The 16098-nt window shown below is 64.2% G+C and carries 15 protein-coding genes; 5 read left to right on the forward strand and 10 right to left on the reverse strand.

Going from position 1 to position 16098, the window contains the following annotated elements; all coding sequences use genetic code 11:
- Window positions 1–62 precede the first annotated feature (62 nt).
- The 3 genes from rho (at window position 63) to CQ007_RS11590 (ending at window position 3952) form a co-directional block, all read left to right on the forward strand.
- Window positions 63–1328, forward strand: coding sequence for a transcription termination factor Rho (gene rho / locus CQ007_RS11580; protein ID WP_105645980.1), 1266 nt, complete (start codon window positions 63–65; stop codon window positions 1326–1328).
- A 168-nt stretch (window positions 1329–1496) separates the two neighbouring features.
- Complete coding sequence (ubiD, locus tag CQ007_RS11585) at window positions 1497–2963, forward strand: 4-hydroxy-3-polyprenylbenzoate decarboxylase (protein ID WP_105645981.1); 1467 nt, start codon at window positions 1497–1499, stop codon at window positions 2961–2963.
- Window positions 2963–3952, forward strand: a complete 990-nt coding sequence (locus CQ007_RS11590; RefSeq protein WP_105645982.1) for a 2Fe-2S iron-sulfur cluster-binding protein — start codon at window positions 2963–2965, stop codon at window positions 3950–3952. Before ubiD ends, CQ007_RS11590 begins: the two co-directional genes overlap by 1 nt.
- A gap of 84 nt (window positions 3953–4036) precedes the next feature.
- Here CQ007_RS11590 and CQ007_RS11595 read toward each other — a convergent pair whose 3' ends face one another.
- From CQ007_RS11595 to CQ007_RS11620, 6 genes are all read right to left on the reverse strand, one after another.
- Window positions 4037–5278 (reverse strand): heme biosynthesis HemY N-terminal domain-containing protein, encoded by a 1242-nt coding sequence (locus CQ007_RS11595; RefSeq protein ID WP_105645983.1) that lies wholly within the window; start codon window positions 5276–5278, stop codon window positions 4037–4039.
- Window positions 5271–6455: a uroporphyrinogen-III C-methyltransferase gene (locus CQ007_RS11600; protein ID WP_158256762.1), complete on the reverse strand. Its 1185-nt coding sequence runs from the start codon at window positions 6453–6455 to the stop codon at window positions 5271–5273. The genes CQ007_RS11595 and CQ007_RS11600 overlap by 8 nt, the downstream gene beginning before the upstream one ends.
- Before the next feature lie 10 nt (window positions 6456–6465).
- On the reverse strand, window positions 6466–7224 hold the full coding sequence (locus CQ007_RS11605) for a uroporphyrinogen-III synthase (protein ID WP_105645985.1): 759 nt from the start codon (window positions 7222–7224) through the stop codon (window positions 6466–6468).
- Window positions 7221–8159, reverse strand: coding sequence for a hydroxymethylbilane synthase (gene hemC, locus CQ007_RS11610; RefSeq protein WP_105645986.1), 939 nt, complete (start codon window positions 8157–8159; stop codon window positions 7221–7223). Before hemC ends, CQ007_RS11605 begins: the two co-directional genes overlap by 4 nt.
- Window positions 8160–8226: 67 nt before the next feature.
- Window positions 8227–8976, reverse strand: coding sequence for a LytTR family DNA-binding domain-containing protein (locus CQ007_RS11615; protein WP_105645987.1), 750 nt, complete (start codon window positions 8974–8976; stop codon window positions 8227–8229).
- 21 nt (window positions 8977–8997) lie between these two features.
- Complete coding sequence (locus CQ007_RS11620) at window positions 8998–10059, reverse strand: sensor histidine kinase (RefSeq protein ID WP_105645988.1); 1062 nt, start codon at window positions 10057–10059, stop codon at window positions 8998–9000.
- A 93-nt stretch (window positions 10060–10152) separates the two neighbouring features.
- Here CQ007_RS11620 and argH point away from each other — a divergent pair, with 93 nt between their 5' ends.
- Together argH and CQ007_RS11630 are read left to right on the forward strand one after the other, a co-directional pair.
- Window positions 10153–11547 carry an argininosuccinate lyase gene (argH, locus tag CQ007_RS11625; RefSeq protein WP_105645989.1) on the forward strand — a complete coding sequence of 465 codons (1395 nt, stop codon included), beginning with the start codon at window positions 10153–10155 and terminating at the stop codon, window positions 11545–11547.
- Window positions 11548–11563: 16 nt separating this feature from the next.
- Complete coding sequence (locus CQ007_RS11630) at window positions 11564–11764, forward strand: hypothetical protein (protein WP_105645990.1); 201 nt, start codon at window positions 11564–11566, stop codon at window positions 11762–11764.
- On the opposite strand, the gene CQ007_RS11635 is transcribed toward CQ007_RS11630, so the two are convergent.
- The 4 genes from CQ007_RS11635 to CQ007_RS11650 all read right to left on the reverse strand — a co-directional run bounded on the left by CQ007_RS11635 (window position 11710) and on the right by CQ007_RS11650 (window position 16087).
- A complete protein-coding gene (locus CQ007_RS11635; RefSeq protein ID WP_105645991.1) occupies window positions 11710–13062 on the reverse strand; it encodes a hypothetical protein in 1353 nt (450 codons plus the stop codon). The two genes, CQ007_RS11630 and CQ007_RS11635, sit on opposite strands and share 55 nt — an antisense overlap.
- A gap of 122 nt (window positions 13063–13184) precedes the next feature.
- Entirely contained in the window at window positions 13185–14282 is a 1098-nt protein-coding gene (gene aguA / locus CQ007_RS11640) for an agmatine deiminase (RefSeq protein ID WP_105645992.1), read from the reverse strand.
- A 3-nt stretch (window positions 14283–14285) separates the two neighbouring features.
- Entirely contained in the window at window positions 14286–15164 is an 879-nt protein-coding gene (gene aguB / locus CQ007_RS11645; RefSeq protein ID WP_105645993.1) for an N-carbamoylputrescine amidase, read from the reverse strand.
- A 74-nt stretch (window positions 15165–15238) separates the two neighbouring features.
- Window positions 15239–16087, reverse strand: a complete 849-nt coding sequence (locus CQ007_RS11650; protein WP_105645994.1) for an EamA family transporter — start codon at window positions 16085–16087, stop codon at window positions 15239–15241.
- Between the last annotated feature and the right edge of the window lie 11 nt (window positions 16088–16098).

Raw genomic sequence — 16098 nt, forward strand, 5'->3', positions numbered from 1 at the left:
ATACCCACATGGCGGCTGTTACTAACCCGTCCTGCCGAAAGACACCACAACTCACCGAACCTATGAACCTGACTGAACTCAAGCAAAAACCTATAACCGAACTGCTGGAAATCGCCGACCAGATGGGCCTGGAGAACATGGGCCGATCGCGCAAGCAGGATGTGATCTTCGGCATCCTGAAGAAGCACGCCAAAGGCGGTGAAGACATACACGGCGACGGCGTACTGGAAATTCTGCAGGATGGTTTCGGTTTCCTCCGCTCGGCTGACTCTTCCTACCTGGCCGGACCCGATGATATCTATGTTTCCCCCAGCCAGATCCGCCGCTTCAACCTGCGTACCGGTGATACCATTTCCGGCAAGATCCGCCCACCGAAGGATGGCGAACGCTACTTCGCGCTGCTGAAGGTCGACTCGATCAACTTCGACCGGCCGGAAAACACCAAGAACAAGATCCTGTTCGAAAACCTCACCCCCCTGTTCCCCGATGACCGCCTGGTGATGGAAGCTGGCAACGGCTCCACCGAAGACCTCATGGCGCGCATCATCGATCTGTGTGCACCGATCGGTAAGGGTCAGCGGGGCCTGCTGGTGGCGCCGCCGAAGGCCGGTAAGACATTGATGCTGCAGAACGTGGCGTCCAACATCGCGCGCAACAACCCCGAGTGCCATCTGATCGTACTGCTGATCGACGAGCGTCCGGAAGAAGTGACCGAGATGCAGCGCACCGTACGCGGTGAAGTGGTCGCCTCGACCTTCGACGAGCCGCCGAGCCGTCACGTGCAGGTCGCCGAGATGGTGATCGAGAAGGCCAAGCGCCTGGTCGAGCACAAGAAGGATGTGATCATCCTGCTCGACTCCATCACCCGCCTGGCGCGCGCCTACAACACCGTGATCCCCAGCTCCGGCAAGGTACTGACCGGTGGTGTCGATGCCCATGCCCTGGAAAAGCCCAAGCGTTTCTTCGGTGCTGCACGTAACATCGAGGAAGGCGGCAGCCTGACCATCATCGCCACCGCGCTGGTCGATACCGGCTCGAAGATGGACGAGGTGATCTACGAGGAATTCAAGGGTACCGGCAACATGGAGATCCATCTGGATCGCAAGATTGCCGAGAAGCGTGTATTCCCGGCCATCAACATCAACCGCTCCGGCACCCGCCGCGAAGAGTTGCTGACCAGCGAGGACGAACTGCAGCGCATGTGGATCCTGCGCAAGATCCTGCACTCCATGGATGAAATTGCCGCCATCGAATTCCTCCTCGACCGTCTGAAGGATACCAAGACCAACGACGAGTTCTTCCTGTCGATGAAGCGCAGCAAGAACTGACCAGCTGGAAGCGGTACGTTGCAAGCGGTAAGCCGGCCTCGCGGGCTTGCCGCAGTTCCACTGCCTGCAGCACCCCCAGCAGTCGGATGCCGCATTCCACACCCCATTCACGGGCGGCGGCTGGGTATCCATCAGCTTGCCGCTTGAAGCTTGAGGCTTGAAGCTGCCATGCAATATTCCGATCTCCGCGATTTCATCAAGGGCCTGGAACAGCGCGGTGAATTGAAGCGCATCCAGACACCCGTCTCCCCCGTGCTGGAAATGACCGAAATCTGCGACCGCACCCTGCGCAAGGGCGGTCCCGCACTGCTGTTCGAAAACCCCACCGGGTTCGACATGCCGGTGCTCGGCAACCTGTTCGGCACACCCGAGCGCGTGGCGCTGGGCATGGGCGCCAATGACGTCAGCGAGCTGCGCGAGATCGGCAAGCTGCTGGCCTACCTGAAGGAACCTGATCCGCCCAAGGGCCTGAAGGATGCCTGGTCCAAGCTGCCGCTGGTGAAGAAGGTCATCTCCATGGCGCCCAAGGTGGTGCGCGATGCGCCCTGCCAGGCCACCGTGATCGAAGGTGATGACGTCGACCTGTCGCAGATCCCGGTGCAGACCTGTTGGCCCGGCGATGCCGGACCGCTGATCACCTGGGGCCTGGTGGTCACCCGCGGTCCGAACAAGGACCGGCAGAACCTGGGCATCTATCGCCAGCAGGTGATCGGCCGCAACAAGGTGATCATGCGCTGGCTCAGCCACCGCGGTGGCGCCCTGGATTTTCGCGAGTGGTGTGAAAAGCACCCTGGCGAGCCCTTCCCGGTAGCGGTGGCACTGGGCGCCGACCCGGCGACCATCCTCGGCGCGGTGACACCGGTGCCCGACACCCTGTCCGAATACGCCTTTGCCGGCCTGCTGCGCGGCCAGCGTACCGAGCTGGTCAAGTGCCGCGGCTCCGAGCTGCAGGTGCCGGCCGGTGCCGAGATCGTGCTGGAGGGGGTGATCCACCCCGGCGAGATGGCCGACGAAGGCCCGTTCGGCGATCACACCGGCTACTACAACGAGGTGGACAGCTTCCCGGTATTCACCGTCGAGCGCATCACCCAGCGCGAAAAGCCGATCTACCACAGCACCTATACCGGCCGTCCGCCGGATGAACCTGCGGTACTCGGCGTGGCGCTGAACGAGGTGTTCGTGCCCATCCTGCAGAAGCAGTTCCCGGAGATCACCGACTTCTACCTGCCGCCCGAGGGCTGCTCCTACCGCATGGCGGTGGTGTCGATGAAGAAGCAGTACCCCGGCCATGCCAAACGGGTGATGCTTGGCGTGTGGAGCTTCCTGCGCCAGTTCATGTACACCAAGTTCGTGATCGTGGTCGACGATGACATCAACGTGCGCGACTGGAACGACGTGATCTGGGCTATCACCACCCGCATGGACCCCAAGCGCGACACCGTGATGATCGACAACACCCCGATCGACTACCTGGATTTCGCCTCGCCGGTCTCCGGCCTGGGCAGCAAGATGGGTCTGGATGCGACCAACAAGTGGCATGGCGAGACCACCCGGGAATGGGGTACCGCCATCGAGCAGGACCCGGCGGTGAAACAGCGCATAGATGCCATCTGGTCCGAACTGGGAATCGATTGATGAAAGTCACCCTGCAGCCTTCCGGGCATGTGATCGAGCTGCTGCCCGGCGAGCGCATCATCGACGCCGCCCGGCGTCTGGGCTTCGATGCGCCGCAGAGCTGTCGCAATGGCAACTGCCATATCTGCGCTGCCAACCTGATCAGCGGCCGGGTGCTGCAGCATGGTACCGAGCGGCGCAGTGGCGAGCTGTTCACCTGTATCGCCGAGCCGCTGGAGGATTGCGAGCTGCTCTGGGAAGACGTGCTCGCACCGGATGAACTGCCCCTGCGTACCCTCGCCTGCCAGTTGATCGAGATTCAGGATATCGGCGGTGATGTCTGCCGCGTCCTGCTGCGCCCCCCGGCCGGCAAGCCGCTGCGCTATCACGCTGGCCAGTATCTGCTGCTGGAGCGCTTCGATGGGGAGCTGTCAGCGTTTTCCATCGCCTCCGCCCCGCATGAGGGACGGGTTCTGGAATTGCATATCCTGGTCCGCGAGCAGAATACCCTGGCGTTGGTGGAACATATCCGCCAGCAGCGCATGGTGCGTATCAAGGCACCGCTGGGCGACTGCAGCCTGCCACGCCTGCCCGAGCGGCCGCTGGTACTGATCGCCGCCGGCACCGGCCTGGCGCAGATGCAGAGCCTGACCCAACACTGCCTGCATGAAGGCTTCCAGTTGCCCCTGCACCTGTACTGGGGCGTACGCCAGCCCGTGGACTTCTACCAGGCACCGCATTGGGCGCACTGGCAACAGCAGCCCAACCTGTACCTGCATCAGGTGGTCAGCGACGTACCGGACTGGGATGGCCGCCAGGGCATGCTGTCCGAGGCGGTGTGCGAGGATCTGGCCAACCTGGCCGATTACGATTTCTACCTGTGCGGCTCACCGGCGATGGTCTATGCCACGCTGGATGCGCTGCTGGCCGCTGGCGCCGTGGAGCAGCAGATCCATTCGGATGTGTTCGCCTATGCGCCGCGCGCGGACATTTCCAACGACTCTGCCTGAGCCGCGTTTTCGGGTTGTCGAGCCCCCGCTCGACGACACGGCCTCGCCGTCAGTATCAAGCCGCGCAGGCGTAGCGCGGGGGCGCTACACCCCAGACGCGCGCGGCTGCGGCAACTGCGGCAGGTCATGCACCATCAGCGCGAACCCCTGACGCAATACCTGCTGGCTGGCCTGGTGCTCGCCCATGTGCTCCAGCAGACGCACCAACTCGGCGCAGGTCTGGATATCACGGCGGCTGGCGAAGCTGGCTTCCAGGTACTCCCGCGCCTTGCCCCACAGACTGTTACGCAGCGCCAGCCGCCCCAGTGCCAGCAGCAAGGTCGCATCATGCGGGTGATCGGCCAGCCAGCGCTCGGCGGTATCCAGCTGGCGGGCCGGGTCGGCGCCGCGTACCAGACCGTAGATATGCACCAGCCGATCGCTGTAGAAATGCGACAGGGCTTCGCGCAATACCTTCTCGGCATGCACCTCGGCACCGGATGCCCGCAACTGCAACGCATAGGTCTCGATCAGCGCGACGTCCTGCCGGAGCGGCTTGGGCACCCTCTCCCAGACATTGCTGACCGGGTTGGCCGAACCTGCCTCGAGACCCTGGGCGCGCTGGGCGGCCTGGGTCAGCAAGGCAACATAGACCTGACGCTCCAATGCCTGCTGATCGGCCTCGTTGTACAGATGATGGCGACGCAGTTCCGGCAGCAACTGTTCGAGCCGCTCCCAGTCCTCCAGACGCAGATACAACTGCCCCATCAGCTTGAGTGCGTACAGATGCTTGGGATGCTCCTTGCGCACCCGGGTGAGGGTCGCCAGGGCCTGTTCCAGCTGGCCGCGGGCGATCTGCAACTGCGCCTGGGTCACGGCGATGGCGACATCGGCATTGGGCGTGGTTTCATAGGCTTCACGCAGCAGATTATCGGCCTCGCGATAATCCTCTATCTCATGCGCGGCACGGGCGGCAGCCAGGTAGTTGATCAGCGGCTGGTCGGCATGCGGCGCGGCGCGGCGCAGCAGACGCAGGCTGTTGGCCCAGTGCCCTTCGGCAAACTCCAGCAGGCCACGGGTGGTGACCTGGTTGGCACGCCGCGCGCGGTTGTGCCGTGACCAGGGGTTGACCCGGCGGCTGGAGGCGTTGATCACCCGCACCACGGCTCGCAGCAACGCCAGCAACAGCCACAGCGCCAGCAGCAGGGCCAGACCGACCCAGATGCTGGTTTCCACCGATATGTTGCGCCAGGCGATCAGCAGGTAGCCTGGATCCTCCGCCACCGCCATGCCCAGCAGGGCAGCGATCAGCAGCACCACCAGCACCGCTACATAGCTCTTACTCATCGGAGCTCTCCCCACTGGCGGCAGGGCTCTTGCGACTCTGGATGTAGGCCGCCAACCCCTGTTGCAGCGGAGCCAGGTCCGGCGCGGTAACGCTGACCCGCTCAGCGGCCAGTTGCACCAGGCGGTTCTGCATGGCGCGTACCTGCGGATTGTCCAGCTCGAAGAACTGTTCGAGCATACCGCCGGCACGCTCCAGGCTGTCGCGGTAGATTTCGCCCTCACCGCGCAGCACCGCCCACTGGGCCTGCTCCAGAGTCAGCTGCAGAGTGCGCCGGACGCGCTGCATTTCCGCCTCGTCGAGCAATGGCGTGATTACCTTGCCGCGCTGGAAGTCGACGCGTACATAGCGCTCCAGGCGCATCAGCATGCGCTCGCCACGGGTGCGCCGGGCCAGACGATCCTCGAATTCCTCCTCCGGCGTGACCTCATCCGGGTCGAACACCGGCACCGGCAGCGCCACCAGCTCGGCCACCTGGTCATGCAATGCAGCCAGTTTGAGGAACAATCCGGAGCGGTCAACCAGCGGCAGCGCCTCTATCTGGGTCTGGTAACGCGCCAACTGCTCGCGTACGGCAAACACCCCGCTATCGGGCTGGGCCTGCAGGATGTCGTCCACTGCCTCCAGCAACTCCCGCGCCGAGGCCACATCCTGGGCCGCCAGCAGGCGCAGCGAAGCCAACCGCAGCATGTACTCGGCCTCGGCCAGCTTCCAGTCCGCCCGCGCATCGCCCTGCAGCGTATCCAGGCGCTGGCTGAGTGCCTGCTGGCTGCGTTGCAGGTCAGCGGTCAGGCGCTGCAGTTGCTGCCACTCCTCGGCCACCGGCAGGCCTTGCAGGCGCTGCTCGGCGCTGCGCTGGCCCTGACGCTGGCTATTGGTCAGTTCGGTAAGGCGGTTTTCCAGTTGCTGCTGGTACGCCTGGCTGTGCTGCTGCGCCTGGTACCACTGCCAGCCGGACAGACCCAGCGCCGCAGCGGCGACCAGCAAGGCCAGAACGGCGACACCGCGCCCGCCGCCACCGCCTTTCTTCTTCCCGGGGGGCACCCGGGGCGGAGGGGTGCCGGTATTCCCTGCAGCCTTGTCGGTACGCTTGTCACTGGACTGCTCGGCTGCCGGTGTCGCCAGCGCTTCTGCGGATGGCGGGTTGGCGCCTTGATTGTTGTCTTTTGTCGGTTCCACGCGTTTCCCCTTATGGCGTGAGCGGGTGCGCGGCGACCGCAGCCAGTACGCTGTTGTCGTCGGCGCCCTGGCAGGACACCACATCGGTGCAGCCCAATTGCTGCGCCAGGGTGGCGACCCGCTCCCCCGGGACCCAGCAGCGCCAGTGGCGCTGCTGTTCCCATGCTGTTCCAGCCGCGCACTGCCAATGCTGCAGTGCCTGGCCACTGAGTATCACTATGCCGCGGCAGCCATCGGTCGCAGCGGCGGCCAGCTGCTGCGCCAGTGCTTCCGGCATGGCGCGCCGATACAATTCCAGCAGATCGACCCGGCCGCCGGCCCGGCGTATGGTTCCAGCCAGATGCTCGCGCCCACCCTCACCGCGCCAGATCAGCACCCGCAGATCGGGCAGGCCCAGCAGCCGCTGCCAGGCCGGCAAGCGCAACAGCGCTTCGCTGTCCTGGCCGTCCAGCGGGATCTGCACCGGCAGTCCGTATTCTTCCAGCACCGCGGCGGTCCCGCCGCCAACGGCAAACCATTCGATACCCAGCGGCGGTTGCGGCCAGTACTGGTCCAGCCGCTCCAGCCCCAGGCGTGCGGCGATGGGGCTGACCACCATCACCGCATGATAACGATCCAACTCCAGTATCAGGCTGCGCTGCTGCGGCGTCTCCGGCTGCGGCTCGATCTGCAGCAGGGGCAGACTGCGCGCGGCGATGCCCTGTTGCTGCAGACGCGCAGCCAGACGGCGATTATCCTCCTCCGAGCGCGTCAGCAGCACATCGCTCACTGGCCGTCCGCCTCCCGGTACACGGCATCGAGGATCTGCTGCGCGCCCTGGCGCAGCAGATCCTCGGCCACCGCGACGCCCAGTTGCTCGGGCTGCGACTCGGGACCACGCGCCTCGGCGGTGATCAGCCGCTGGCCATCCGGGTCGCCGACCAGCCCGCGCAGCCAGATTTCGCCATTGCTGCGTTCGGCATAGCAGGCGATCGGCACCTGGCAGCCGCCGTTCAGGTGATTGTTCAGCGCACGCTCGGCGCGTACCCGCAGGGCGCTGTCCAGATCGTTCAGCGGTGCCAGCAGCGCGTGCAGTTCGGTGTCATCACTGCGACACTCGATACCGACCGCGCCCTGCCCGCCCGCCGGCAGACTCAGCTCGGGGGCGATGGCGCTGCGGATGCGGTCGTCGAAACCCAGGCGCTTGAGCCCGGCGGCGGCGAGGATGATGGCGTCGTACTCACCGGCGTCCAGCTTGGCCAGACGGGTATTGACGTTACCGCGCAGGAAGCGGATCTGCAGGTCCGGGCGGCGGGCCATCAGCTGGGCCTGGCGGCGCAGGCTGGAGGTGCCGACCACACTGCCCTGCGGCAGCACGTCGATGGATTCGAAACGGTTGGAAACGAAGGCGTCACGCGGGTCTTCCCGCTCGCAGATGACATACAGCCCGAGCCCCTCGGGGAACTGCATGGGCACGTCCTTCATGGAATGCACCGCCAGATCGGCTTCGTTGGCCAGCAGCGCGGCTTCCAGCTCCTTGACGAACAGGCCCTTGCCACCGATCTTGGCCAGCGGTGCGTCCAGCAGCTTGTCGCCGCGGCTGACCATGGGCACCAGGCTGACGGTCAGGTCCGGGTGCAGTTGCTCAAGGCGCGCTTTTACATATTCGGCCTGCCACAGGGCCAATGCGCTCTTGCGGGTGGCAATTCGCAGATGTCGACTCATGGGATTCTCGTCCTGTACCAACGGGCATGATACGCGATGCCCCGGTTATCATCCACGCGGACCCATATCAGAGTTCTTCCATCAACTTGCGCAATCCCGGTACATGACGGCGGCTGACCGTCAGGGTCTCCTCCGGTAGCCCCTTGAGGTGCAGGTGAAAATGCCCCATGGAGCTGCGCTGCAGCCGTCCTATGCGGTTGCGCGCCACCAGCGCGTTGCGGTGGATGCGCACGAAGTGCTCGCCGAACTCATCCTCCAGCGCCTTCAAGGGTTCATCCAGCAGTAGCTCGCCGGCACTGTGACGCAATGTCACATACTTGTGATCGGCAACGAAATACAGCACATCCTCGATCGGCACCAGTTCCACTCCCTTGCGGGTGCGCGCACTGATATGGCTGCGCGCCTGCTGCGTTTCGGTGACGATGCCGGCCTTGCCGAGGCTGGCCAGCTGCAGGCGATTGAGCTTCTGCGCCTTGCCCAGAGCCTCGGCCAGATCCTCGCTGCGCACCGGCTTGAGCAGATAGCCGACCGCGCTGACGGCGAAGGCCTCCAGCGCATATTCGCCATGGGCGGTGCAGAACACCACCGCCGGCGCGTCGGTCATCTCGCACAACCGTGCCGCCGCCTGCAGCCCATCCATGCCCGGCATGCGGATATCCAGCAACACGATGTCCGGGTGCAGTTTTTCAACCAGTTCCAGCACCTCCTGCCCGTTGGCTGCCATGTCCGGCAGCACGGTGTAGCCCGGCAAGGCGGAGACCAGCCTGGCCAGGCGCTCCCGGGCAAGAGGTTCATCATCGGCGATAAGTACTTTCATGCCTGAATGACTTCCTGTGCGTTAAGTGGACGGTTGCTTACAAGGATAGACCAGCCTGCTGAAGTAGCGCGGCCCGTCCTGCCACGCCTCGACCTGGGCCGCCGGGCCGAACAGGGCGGCCAGGCGTGCGCGGATATTGTTCAGTGCCATGCTGGCTCCCTGGTGCTCCGATTGCTGTGGACAACTATTGGAGACCAGCAGTTCAACGCGCCCCGCACGGTAATGTCCGCTGACCTGGATGTCGCCGCCGGCAATGCATGGCTGCAGACCATGCAGAATGGCATTCTCCAGCAATGGCTGCAGCGTCAGCAGGGGAAACGGCAGGTTGTCCGGCAGCCCGTCGACCTGCCACTGCACCTGCAGGCGCTCGCCCAGACGGTACTGTTCGATGCGCAGGTAACCCCGGCACAGACGGTACTCCTCCCCCCAGGTAGCCACCGCATCGGCGTCGGCGAGGTTGGCGCGAAACAGGTCGGACAGATCCAGCACGGCATTTTCCGCCTTGTCCGGCTGCGTGCCGATCAGGCTGACGATGCTGTTGAGGCTGTTGAACAGGAAGTGCGGGCGGATACGTGATTGCAGCGACTGCAGGCGCGCCTGCAATGCTGCCTGGTTCTGCGATTGCCATTGCTGCTGCAGGTAGAAGTAGCGCAGCAGCATGCTGGTCATGATCAGCGCGATCAGGCCATGGCGCAGCAACTGCTCGGTGTGCAGCGGCGGGGTGCCGGCCATGCCCTGGTACAGCACCCAGTCGGCAAGCACGGTGAACAGCAGCGCCAGCCCCACCACCACCGCATAACAGCAGGCAATCGCCAGCCCCAGCGGGCGACGGCGCATCCAGTTGCGCAGGCGGCACAGCAGAGCGGCGGACAGCAGCACTATCCATTGCACGAACAGCGAGGCCATCGCCAGCTGCAGCCAGTCGAAGCCCTCGGCCACCGGCTGCGCCAGCACCCAGACCAGCACCATCAGCTCGGCCAGCACCACCAGGGTGAACACCGCAACGGGCGAGCACAGGTCCGGGAGGAAGAAGTCCTCCCCTGCCTGGGGCTTGCTCAACAATGACCAGAATCCATTCTTCATCCGCGCAGTGTCCGCCAGCCGGGCGCCCTCGTGCAAGCGTGAAATGCTATGCTATGCGCCTTTTCACATCACAGCTGCGGAACGATCCGAGACATGAGCCAAGATCAGACTACCAACCAATCCTGGGGTGGCCGTTTCAGCGAACCGGTGGACGCCTTCGTCGCCCGTTTCACTGCCTCGGTCGATTTTGACAAGCGCCTGTACAAGCATGACATCCAGGGCTCGATTGCCCATGCCAGCATGCTGACCAAGGTCGGCGTGCTCACCGAAGCCGAGCGCGACAGCATCATTGATGGCCTGAACGCCATCCGCGCCGAGATCGAGGCCGGTCAGTTTGCCTGGCGGGTCGATCTGGAAGACGTGCACATGAACATCGAGGCACGCCTCACCGACCGCATCGGCATCACCGGCAAGAAGCTGCACACCGGCCGCTCGCGTAACGACCAGGTGGCTACCGATATCCGTCTGTGGCTGCGTGAAGAGATCGACATCATCGTCGCCGAGCTGGAGCGCCTGCAGCGCGGCCTGCTGGAACAGGCCGAGCAGCACGCGGCAGTGATCATGCCCGGCTTCACCCACCTGCAGACCGCCCAGCCGGTGACCTTCGGCCACCATCTGCTGGCCTGGTTCGAAATGCTCTGCCGCGACCGCGAGCGTCTGCTCGACTGCCGCAAGCGGGTCAACCGCATGCCCCTGGGCAGCGCCGCGCTGGCCGGCACCACCTACCCGATCGACCGCAACCTGACCTGCGAGCTGCTGGGCTTCGATGCGGTATCCGGCAACTCGCTGGATGGCGTATCCGACCGCGACTTCGCCATCGAATTCTGCGCCGCCGCCTCGCTGGCGATGATGCACCTGTCACGCTTCTCCGAGGAGCTGGTGCTGTGGACCAGCGCCCAGTTCAACTTCATCGAACTGCCCGACCGCTTCTGCACTGGCTCCTCGATCATGCCGCAGAAGAAGAACCCCGACGTGCCGGAACTGGTGCGCGGCAAGTCCGGCCGCGTGTACGGTCACCTGATGGGCCTGCTGACCCTGATGAAGAGCCAGCCGCTGGCCTACAACAAGGACAACCAGGAAGACAAGGAGCCGCTGTTCGACGCCGCCGACACCCTGCGTGACAGCCTGCGTGCCTTCGCCGACATGATCCCGGCGATCAAGCCCCGTGTGGAAGTGATGCGTGAAGCCGCCCGCCGCGGCTTCTCCACCGCCACCGATCTGGCCGACTACCTGGTGCGCAAGGGCCTGCCGTTCCGCGACTGCCACGAGATCGTCGGCCATGCGGTGAAATACGGGGTGGACAGCGGCAAGGACCTGGCCGAGATGAGCCTGGAGGAACTGCGCCGCTTCAGCGACCAGATCGAGCAGGACGTGTTCGAGGTGCTGACCCTGGAAGGCTCGGTGAATGCCCGCGACCATATCGGCGGCACCGCTCCCAATCAGGTGCTGGCCGCGGTGCAGCGCGGACGCGACCTGCTGGCAGGCTGAGCGCTCGGCCAACACCATGCCCGACTCCGACCCGCGCCCCCGCTACCGCGTCAGTGCCGACCGCAGCTCGGCACGGCGGCGGGTGCGCTATGTGGAAAGCAGCCACCCGGATGACGGCAGCTGTACCCTGTGCCAGCTGGACGAGCTGGCACAGGACGAAGCTCAGAGCGCAGCGCTGACCGACAGGACGAAGCTGCCGGCACCCTCGTCGCCATAGCTGCCGCTGCTCAACTGGTAGTCGCCGGCATCCAGCCATAGCTCGAGCTGGGCATCGGTACCGCCGGCGCTGTCATCATCCTGCTCCTCCAGCCCGGCACCCTGCAGCCCGAGTAGTGCGTCGAACTGCGATGAGCGCAGGGTGATACGGTACAGCCCGGCCTCGCTGATGCTCAGCTGTGTGCTGGTCGGCTGCCCGCTCATCAGGCGGCCCACCCGGGTTTCACCGGCGGCGATGCCGTCACCCAGCATGGCAACCTGGGTCAGCTCGGCAGACAGGGTGAACATCCCGTCCACACCATCCAGTTGCGCCGCCTTGACCCGGTAGCTGCCCGGCTCGACCGCCACACTGATCAGCGCATCCCGATCACCACCGCTGTCATCGTCACGGGTGTTGATACCCTGCCCGTTCAGCTCCAGCAGACTGTCGAAATCATCCGAGCGCATGCTCAGTTGCAGCAGACCGGCCTGCTCGATTGCCAGCGTGTAGGTCTGCGGATGGCCGGTGAGCATACCGGTCCGCTCTTCGCCCAGCGGCAGTTGGTCACCATCGCTGAGGGAAATACCCTCAGGCATCTCCCAACGCTTGAAACTCAGGCTGTAGATCCCTTCATCGGCGGTATCGATCCCCCCGGCAATCACCTGGTAACTCCCCTCCTGCAGCTGGGTCAGCAGGCGTGAATCGGTCCCGCCGGCACCGTCGTCATCCGTGCGGTTGAGCCCCGGGCCCCGCAGTTTCAATACCGTGTCGAATTCGGTGGAACGCAGCACCAGCTCGTACAGCCCCTGCTCCGCGATTGTCAGGGTATAGCGGTTGCCGCCCTTGCCACCGTTGGACTGCAGGCGACCCAGGATCTCCGCCCCCGGCTCCAGCTCACCATCACTGGTGACTTCAGCGGTGCTCAGTTCCAGGCGGAACGGACCGAAGTCGCTGGCGTTGCTGCCACTGACCGCCAGGCGGTAGATGCCATCCTGCTCCGGCTGCAGATAGAGCTGCTCGGCACGCGGGCCGCTGATCAGACGGCTGTCCTCGGACAGCAACAGCAATGTCGGTTGCTGCAGCGCACCGCTGCTGCTGACCCGATACAGGGTACCGGCCTGCAGTTGCAGCGCGAAGCTCTGCGTGCGCGAACCATCGTTGAGATTGACATCACTCTGGCTGGTCAGCTCTCCGGCCAGACTGGCCGGCATGTCGCGCACCGGTGCGGCAGAGGTAGAGGTGGCAGGCTCGTTGCAGCCAGACAACAGGATCGCAAGTCCGGCCAGCGGCAAGGCAACGGCACGATGAGCAAAGTGCATGGGGTGTCCTTTTGTGCTCGATAAGGGGGGAAGACTATAGTCCGATTCTTGCCGCTTGGGCAGCAGCTTGAAGCGACCAATCAACCCACAGGCGTAGCGCGGGCGCGCTACACCCCAAGGGGCTAGCCCGCTGGCTGCTGCTGGGTGATGCAGTGGATATTGCCGCCGCCCAGCAGAATTTCCCGCCCCGGCACCATCACCACCCGGCGCTCGGGAAACAGCGACTCGAGGACCGACTGGGCCTGGGCATCCTGCGGGTCGTCGAACGAGGGAGCGATGATGCCGCCATTGACGATGAGAAAATTGACGTAGGAACCGGCCAGCCGGATTAACGGGGTACGCGGCTGGCTGCCGGGTACCTGATCCACCCCCGCGCATTCCTCTGCGCTGGCATGGATCGGTCCGGGTATCGGCATGCGGTGCACGGTCAATTGCCGGCCCTGGGCATCGGTGGCCTGCTCCAGCACCGTCAGCGCCGCCTGACAGCGAGCATGGTTGGGGTCTTCCGGGTCATCGGTCCAGGCCAGCAGCACTTCGCCGGGCCGGACGAAACAGCAGAAGTTGTCCACATGCCCATCGGTTTCATCGTTGTACAAGCCTTCCGGCAGCCAGATGATGCATTCAACGCCCAGATAATCCATCAGCATCCGTTCGACTTCATGGCGCTGCAGGTGCGGATTGCGGTTGGGGTTGAGCAGGCATTCCTCGGTAGTGATCAGGGTGCCTTCGCCATCCACATGGATGGCTCCGCCTTCCAGCACGAAGCCGTCGGTACGGTAGCGCGGACAGCGCTCCAGGCCGAGGATCTTGTCCGCCACCTGATCGTCCCGGTTCCATGGCCAATAGAGTCCGCCATCGAAGCCGCCCCAGGCATTGAAGGTCCAGTCCACGCCACGCAGCCCACCCTGACCATTGCTGACGAAGGTCGGCCCGGTATCCCGTACCCAGGCGTCGTCGCTGCTGATCTCCACCACGCGGATCGCCGGGTGGTCCAGTTGCAGGCTGGCATTGGCATACTGCGCCGCCGACACGCCCACGGTCACCGGCTCGAAGCCGGCAATGGCCCTGGCCACCTCGGCAAAGGCGGCCTGCGCCGGTTTGGCGCCCAGGCGCCAGTTATCCGGGCGCTCCGGCCAGAGCATCCAGGTCTGACTGTGCTGCGTCCACTCGGCGGGCATGGCATAGCCGTCGGCGCGGGGGGTGCTGTGCAGGGTGTACATGAATCAGGACTCCAGCGAACCATCCAGGGTTTTCAACGGGCCATACAGGTTTGGCCGACGGTCACGGAATACGCCCCAGGCACTGCGGACATGTTCCAGTTGGTCCAGGTCGAACTGTTGCACCAGTACCGTTTCATCGGAAGCATTGGCCTCCTGTACCTTTTCACCGAACTGGTCGGCAATGAAGGACGCACCATAGAAGGTGATGTCATAACCGTCCTGCTCCTCCCGACCGACTCGGTTACTGGCTACCAGCGGCATCAGGTTGGCACCGGCATGGCCCTGCTGCACCCGCTGCCAGTGACCCCTGGAGGTGATCGAAGCGTCATGCGGCTCGCTGCCGATGGCGGTAGGATAGAACAGGATCTCCGCCCCCTGCAGGGCCATCGCCCGGGCGCTTTCCGGGAACCACTGATCCCAGCAGATACCCACGCCGATACGCGCATACCGGGTATTCCACACCTTGAAACCGGTATCACCGGGATTGAAATAGTATTTCTCGTGATACCCCGGCCCATCGGGGATATGGCTCTTGCGATACACGCCCAGATTGCGACCGTCGGCATCGATGATGGCAATGCTGTTGAAACGCGCCCGCCCGGACAGCTCGAAGAAGCTGATCGGCAATACCACCTGCAACTCCCTGGCGATTTTCTGGAAGTGTGCGATAGCCGGATTGTCCTCCACCGCGGTCGCCAGCTGCAGGTATTCAGGATTGGGCTTCTGGCAGAAATAGGGCGTCTCGAACAGCTCCTGGATCAGGATGATCTGCGCCCCCTTGGCGGCAGCCTGGCGTACCAGCTGTTCGGCCTTGGCGATATTGGCCTGGCGATCCCAGCTGCAGCTCATCTGGGTGGCGGCGACGGTAACGAGGCGGGACATGGCGTTCTCCGGCAGGTGAATGATGTATCAGAGCATAACCCATGCACTCCGCCATCGCTTCCCTCCCAGCACTCTCATCGCGCTCTGAAACGCCACTGGCTGAGCACTATCCCGGCAAATACACAGCCTGCGCCCAACCACTGCCAACCAGTCAAACTCTGACCCAGAAACCAGTAACCCAGTGCCAACGCGGACACCGGGCTGAGCAACAGCAGAATCGAGATGAATACCGGGTCCAGTCCCCGCAGGGCACGAAACCACAGCAGATAGGGCAGCGCCGTGCCGAGCACCGCCAGATAGAGATAACCACCCAACTCACTGGAACTCAGCGGCGGCGGCAACCCTTCATACCACAGCATCAAGGGAAACAGCAGCAGTCCACCCAGCAACAACTGCCATCCGGTAAAGGCCAGCAGTGGAATGGGCATCTGCCAGCGTTTAACCAACAGTGTGCCCAGCGCCATGCTGAGCGCCGCCACGGTAGCCGCCAGCACGCCGATGCCATCCCAGACCAGGCGACTGGGCGATACCAGTACCAGCGCCACACCGACCAGCCCCAGCACTACCCCTGACAACGTTTGCAGGGCGGTACGCTGGCGGAATAATAGCCAACCGAACCCCACCACCAACAGTGGCTGGGTACAGATCAGCAGGGCAGCCAGCCCACCCGGCAACCGGTAGGCGCTGACAAATAATGGCCAGTGCAACAACGACATGCAGAGTGCGCTCACCACCAGCAGCCTGAGCCAATCACGCCGCGCTGGTACATACCGGGTGAGCAGTACCATTACCAGTCCTACGGGCAGAATCCGCAATACCGCCGCCGTCAGCGGTCGATCCGGCGGTAGCCACTCGGTGGTTACCAGGTAGGTGCTGCCCCAGACCAGCGGCGGCAGCGCCGCCATGATCCATAACCGATTCATATCGCTCCCTC

The sequence above is a fragment of the Pseudomonas sp. MYb185 genome (genome assembly GCF_002979975.1).
Classification (GTDB): domain Bacteria; phylum Pseudomonadota; class Gammaproteobacteria; order Pseudomonadales; family Pseudomonadaceae; genus Halopseudomonas.

What these genes read in the sequence shown, in the direction of transcription:
- rho (WP_105645980.1), top strand. Translation starts at nt 63, where the DNA reads ATGAACCTGACTGAACTCAAGCAAAAACCTATAACCGAACTGCTGGAA.
- ubiD (WP_105645981.1), top strand. Translation starts at nt 1,497, where the DNA reads ATGCAATATTCCGATCTCCGCGATTTCATCAAGGGCCTGGAACAGCGC.
- CQ007_RS11590 (WP_105645982.1), top strand. Translation starts at nt 2,963, where the DNA reads ATGAAAGTCACCCTGCAGCCTTCCGGGCATGTGATCGAGCTGCTGCCC.
- CQ007_RS11595 (WP_105645983.1), bottom strand. Translation starts at nt 5,278, where the DNA reads ATGAGTAAGAGCTATGTAGCGGTGCTGGTGGTGCTGCTGATCGCTGCC.
- hemC (WP_105645986.1), bottom strand. Translation starts at nt 8,159, where the DNA reads ATGAGTCGACATCTGCGAATTGCCACCCGCAAGAGCGCATTGGCCCTG.
- CQ007_RS11615 (WP_105645987.1), bottom strand. Translation starts at nt 8,976, where the DNA reads ATGAAAGTACTTATCGCCGATGATGAACCTCTTGCCCGGGAGCGCCTG.
- CQ007_RS11620 (WP_105645988.1), bottom strand. Translation starts at nt 10,059, where the DNA reads ATGAAGAATGGATTCTGGTCATTGTTGAGCAAGCCCCAGGCAGGGGAG.
- argH (WP_105645989.1), top strand. Translation starts at nt 10,153, where the DNA reads ATGAGCCAAGATCAGACTACCAACCAATCCTGGGGTGGCCGTTTCAGC.
- CQ007_RS11630 (WP_105645990.1), top strand. Translation starts at nt 11,564, where the DNA reads ATGCCCGACTCCGACCCGCGCCCCCGCTACCGCGTCAGTGCCGACCGC.
- CQ007_RS11635 (WP_105645991.1), bottom strand. Translation starts at nt 13,062, where the DNA reads ATGCACTTTGCTCATCGTGCCGTTGCCTTGCCGCTGGCCGGACTTGCG.
- aguA (WP_105645992.1), bottom strand. Translation starts at nt 14,282, where the DNA reads ATGTACACCCTGCACAGCACCCCCCGCGCCGACGGCTATGCCATGCCC.
- aguB (WP_105645993.1), bottom strand. Translation starts at nt 15,164, where the DNA reads ATGTCCCGCCTCGTTACCGTCGCCGCCACCCAGATGAGCTGCAGCTGG.
- CQ007_RS11650 (WP_105645994.1), bottom strand. Translation starts at nt 16,087, where the DNA reads ATGAATCGGTTATGGATCATGGCGGCGCTGCCGCCGCTGGTCTGGGGC.